This is a genomic window from Bacillus sp. P4_D3, from assembly GCF_056401855.1.
The window spans coordinates 1-4,415 of the sequence record NZ_JBFUIN010000262.1 but is presented as its reverse complement, the minus strand read 5'-3'; the positions used below and the strand labels follow the sequence as shown (position 1 = coordinate 4,415).

4 protein-coding genes and 1 pseudogene are annotated in these 4,415 nt (G+C 31.3%); 2 read left to right on the top strand and 3 right to left on the bottom strand.

The features are described 5' to 3' along the window. Positions 1-90: pseudogene (locus AC1DTM_RS18845) on the bottom strand (IS6 family transposase); the annotation flags it as partial. Positions 91-212: 122 nt separating this feature from the next. On the opposite strand from AC1DTM_RS18845, the gene AC1DTM_RS18840 reads away from it, so the two are divergent. Then, positions 213-347 carry a hypothetical protein gene (locus AC1DTM_RS18840; protein WP_002192067.1) on the top strand — a complete coding sequence of 45 codons (135 nt, stop codon included), beginning with the start codon at positions 213-215 and terminating at the stop codon, positions 345-347. A gap of 343 nt (positions 348-690) precedes the next feature. On the opposite strand, the gene AC1DTM_RS18835 is transcribed toward AC1DTM_RS18840, so the two are convergent. Next, entirely contained in the window at positions 691-1,833 is a 1,143-nt protein-coding gene (locus tag AC1DTM_RS18835) for an SH3 domain-containing protein (RefSeq protein ID WP_088099228.1), read from the bottom strand. A gap of 705 nt (positions 1,834-2,538) precedes the next feature. After that, the gene (locus AC1DTM_RS18830) at positions 2,539-2,667 is read right to left on the bottom strand and encodes a hypothetical protein (RefSeq protein WP_002107230.1); all 129 of its coding nucleotides are present in this window, start codon (positions 2,665-2,667) and stop codon (positions 2,539-2,541) included. A gap of 161 nt (positions 2,668-2,828) precedes the next feature. Between AC1DTM_RS18830 and AC1DTM_RS18825 the strand changes: the two genes are divergently transcribed. After that, positions 2,829-3,725 (top strand): Rpn family recombination-promoting nuclease/putative transposase, encoded by an 897-nt coding sequence (locus AC1DTM_RS18825; protein WP_000070893.1) that lies wholly within the window; start codon positions 2,829-2,831, stop codon positions 3,723-3,725. Positions 3,726-4,415 lie beyond the last annotated feature (690 nt).

Here is a 4,415-nt window from a genome sequence, read left to right as displayed (position 1 = left end):
GCTTAAGTTGTACCGTAGGTACCAACGTACAGTTAACAAGATGATGTCTGGTTGATAATGTTTCCACTTAAATAAATTCTCCTTTTCCATACTAATCACACGCCTTTTATAGAGTAGTATTATCAGTATTTCCAAGTTTGATAGACCATTTTCATATACTTCAAAGTTTTTGCACCAGAACCTTAAGTTGTGTTTATGGAGGATGTTATAGGATGAACTATAAAAAAGGTATTATGATAGGTTTATTATGTGTATTTGTTTTTTCGTTAGGTGGTTGTGATTTTTTTGATGGATTTAAAAGTGGATTCAGTTCTAAAACTGAAAAAGTAGAAAATCAGGAAAAATAATAAAATTTTTATAGATGTTTTGAAGCCAAAAGATGACTTATTCAATGTCATCTTTTGGCTTTTTTCTAGTGAAATTAAAAGTAAACTTCTAATAAAAAGTGTACCTTTTGATGCAGAAGTTATTCCTATGAAATTATTGTAAATTTATATTAATTTGTTTTAATATTATGTTTATAATTGGGTGATTAAGTGATGTAGTGATGGGCAGGATGATTGCACGAATAAAAAGCCGTCCATTCTTATAATCTATATAAATTAATTACTAATCTATTCATAGAAAACAAAAGAACCACCCGGAAATAGATCCGTAGTGGTTCTCTTTACAAATACTTGGTACAATACTTTACTGAACTAGATAAGGTATGGGATTCACTGCATTTGTTTTTTCAAAATTCCACTCGCCGTTATGTAATTCAAAATGAAGATGTTGCCCGGTTGAATGTCCTGTATTCCCCATGTGTCCTATTATTTGTCCGGTTTCAACCCGATCACCCGCTTGTACTGTACGATCCTTCAAATGTGCATAAATGGTTGTATATAATTTCCCATCTATCGTATGAGCAATAAACACAACATTTCCATAGGAATTAGAGTAGTAGGATTTTATTACTTTTCCGCTTGTTGCTGCCAGGATTGGAACTTCACCTGGAGCTGTGAAATCTACTCCGTAATGCATTTCTCCCCAACGAACATCAAATGTAGAGCTGACTATCCCTTTCGTTGGGTACTTGAAAACAGCTGGAATAGGAGGAGTTTCTTGTGGTTTGTTTTGTAATACATAATGTTTAGCTACATATCCAAAACCTGAACCGAAACGTATTTTATACCAAGAACCTACTGTTTCTACAACTTGTAATTGGGTACCATTTTTTAAAGATCCAATTATAGAAGTGTTAGTTCCCGCTCCGCTTCGCACTCTTAATACAGGAGTTGCAACATAATAAGATGAATTTCCTTGTACGGTGGTTCCTTTAACCATTGAATAGGAACCATCAGAGACAAATTCTTTTTTCACATATCCTGTTTTTCCATTATAAGAAATTTTATACCATTCACCACATTCTTCTAAAATGGAGATGTATTTTCCATTTGGTAGTACACCGAGAATAGTAGATTCTGCATTTGGCTCTATACGAACATTTAATGCAATCGCATTTACAATATATTGATTTTTTGGTTGTGTTTGTTTTGTGGGAGAAAGATAAGATTTTTGCATGTAACCAATTTTATTTTGTACATCTACTTTATACCAGTCAGGTGTTGTTTCTATTATTTTAACTGGAGTATTGAATGTAATATTTCCAATAGAGTTGCTATTTGTAGTAGCATCCTGATACAGATGTGCTTTGTCAAAATTTACAAATTCGATTTTTACTTTGTCATTTTGTGGTATTGATACAGCATGAGAATCAGCTGCTACTACTGAAGGGAGAAGCGTAGCAATTGCAGCAGTTGTTAATGAAAAAGTGGTAGTGATCATCTTCATATAATAATAAGCCTCCTTGGGGAATGTATTACAACATTAAAATGAAAACAATATTAAAGTGAAAGATATATATAAAGAATAGCAGATTTTTAAAAGTTGGGGTAAAAAAATATCAAAAAATGTCGAATTAAACAGAATTTTTAGTTTTTTTGTTGATTCGTGTTATTTTTTATGTTAAACTCATAACAACAAAGAAAGAGTCACCGAAAACCCTTATCGGTTAAATTTTCAGAATTTTTAGTATTATTTATCGGTTTACTCCATGTGATTTACACTTTTGTGTATTGCTTTTCCACTCTTTCTTTGTTCTACCCTATAAAAGAAAACAACCTGTTTTTATCCAAGTTGTTTTCTTTTATAAAAATATAATTTGTTGTTTAACAGTTGGGATTACTATTTTAAAAGTTATTATGGTTTATAGGGGGGCGATAGCTAATAGATTGGATATTTAATGAGGAGTTTGCATTACAATAGAGTGAAGCTAGAAAGAGGTGAAAACTAAGAAATTCGGATGTTAGTTTTTTAATTTTGGAAAAGGAAGAATAAAAATATAGTGGATATACAATTACAATAAGGGAATGCAGTATAGATTAGTATACTTGCATTCCCTTATTATATTTATTTATTTTTTTCTTTCTATATTTTTTTGTTCATAGATACCAGCAGCCATCTCAGCTTGGAATCAAATAAATGCTCTATTATTACTTAAATATATTTTAATCTTATTAAAAATGATCCTAAATCATATCCTACATTTATTATTGCAATGGCTGAAATTATAGTTAATGGATATTTCACAAATGGATTATTTAAGATTTTTTTTATTTTTTTCATGTTGTAGTCCTCCATTAGATTAATCATCTTATTTTTAATGTTATCATGAACATAGATATAATGATTTGTTTTTTATTAGATATAAAATCCTGTTTGCATCTTTACTTTCATTTTATGTACAATAAGGGAAAGAAATAGTATAAGGCAGGGGGAGGAAGCCCATGTCCAATCAACAATTAGTGAATTTACGTATTGATTTTGCATTTAAACAATTATTTGGTACAAGTGGGAACGAGGATATTTTGGTTGCCTTTTTAAATGCTATGTTACATGATTCTTTAGAATCACCCATTATATCCTTGCAGTTAGAAGATCCACATTTGCATCGAGAACATGAAGAAGATAAATTATCGATTTTAGATATCTCAGCGACATTAGATACGGGGACAAAGATAAATGTAGAAATACAGCTGAATAACAATCACGATATGATCAAACGAAGCTTGTATTATTGGGGAAGGTTATACACTTCTCAATTAAAAAAAGGAATGCCATATAGCTCACTTCATAAAACAATTACCATCAATTTGTTAAACTTTGTGATGTTTCCAGAATATGAAGCGTTTCATACAACAGGAATCTTGTGGAATCAGCAACAACAAAAGGTATTGAGTGATGATATAGAAATGCATATTATTGAAATTCCGAAGTTAATGCAACAATGGCGTAATGAACAAGTAAATCCCTGGGAAGATTCGTTTGTTCGTTGGTTATTATTACTTCCAGCGAATGAAGATGAACACTTAACCCAAACATTGGAGGATATTGCGATGAACCAAGATCCAATTTTACAAAAGGCAATGAATAAGTGGGAACGTATGAGTCAAGATTCTTCTTTCCGTCAAGCCTATGAAGCAAGGGAAAAAGCATTAATGGATGAGGCTGCAAAGTTTGCTCATGCAGAACAACAAGGGATAAAAAAAGGAAGAGAAGAAGGAAAGCTTGCTGAACGTATTCAATTAGTTAGTGGTATGCATAAAAATGGAATGTCAGTAGAGGACATTGCAAAGTTCACGAAGTTAAGTATAGAAGAAATACGAGAAATTTTACAATCCTAAATAGATTAAAATAACACCTACAAATGTTTGTAGGTGTTATTTTTTTGGGGGGCATTCTCAATTGGGGAAACTTTTGCGATCTATGCGACACCAAACTATTAATATGTACAAATGTAAACTTTTGGGTGAAAGTTTACTTTCGGGTTTAGAATCATTTATAGCTAATTTTGTAATAAATTTCTCAATATAGATGATTACGGCCATAGGAATTTACCACCTATGCCATCTTTTGTACCACTCTTTGACAAAGAATCTACCAAGACATGCCTACTCTTTACCAATAAAAACCTCCTCTCATTACTAATATGCAATATGGAGGAGGTTTTTTGGTTTATAACATTTGGTTAAGCCTTGAAGAACTCTCTTATGATTTTTCTTGTGTTGATTTAAAATAAAGTTCGATCATTTATAATAAAGAGTGATAATTTGTAAAAAAGTTTGATAAAAAGATCCATTTTATAGAGTATTTCTTTGTTCAGCAATCGGGCCAGATTGTTGAACAACAGTCTTTTAAGAAATGTTATCTAACGACGCTTGTGCAAAAATAATATTGTTGTTTAATTTACAATAAAGTCATTTGAAAAATAATATTAGTTGTTTAAAAATCCTTATTCCACGAACGGAGCAGGTTAGTGGAAGCAATAGTAATTAGGTTTGACTGGGAAAATTGTCGATGATATTAAAAAAGAC

Coding starts and splice junctions, on each gene's coding strand:
- AC1DTM_RS18840 (WP_002192067.1), top strand. CDS start 213: ATGAACTATAAAAAAGGTATTATGATAGGTTTATTATGTGTATTTGTT.
- AC1DTM_RS18835 (WP_088099228.1), bottom strand. CDS start 1,833: ATGAAGATGATCACTACCACTTTTTCATTAACAACTGCTGCAATTGCT.
- AC1DTM_RS18830 (WP_002107230.1), bottom strand. CDS start 2,667: ATGAAAAAAATAAAAAAAATCTTAAATAATCCATTTGTGAAATATCCA.
- AC1DTM_RS18825 (WP_000070893.1), top strand. CDS start 2,829: ATGTCCAATCAACAATTAGTGAATTTACGTATTGATTTTGCATTTAAA.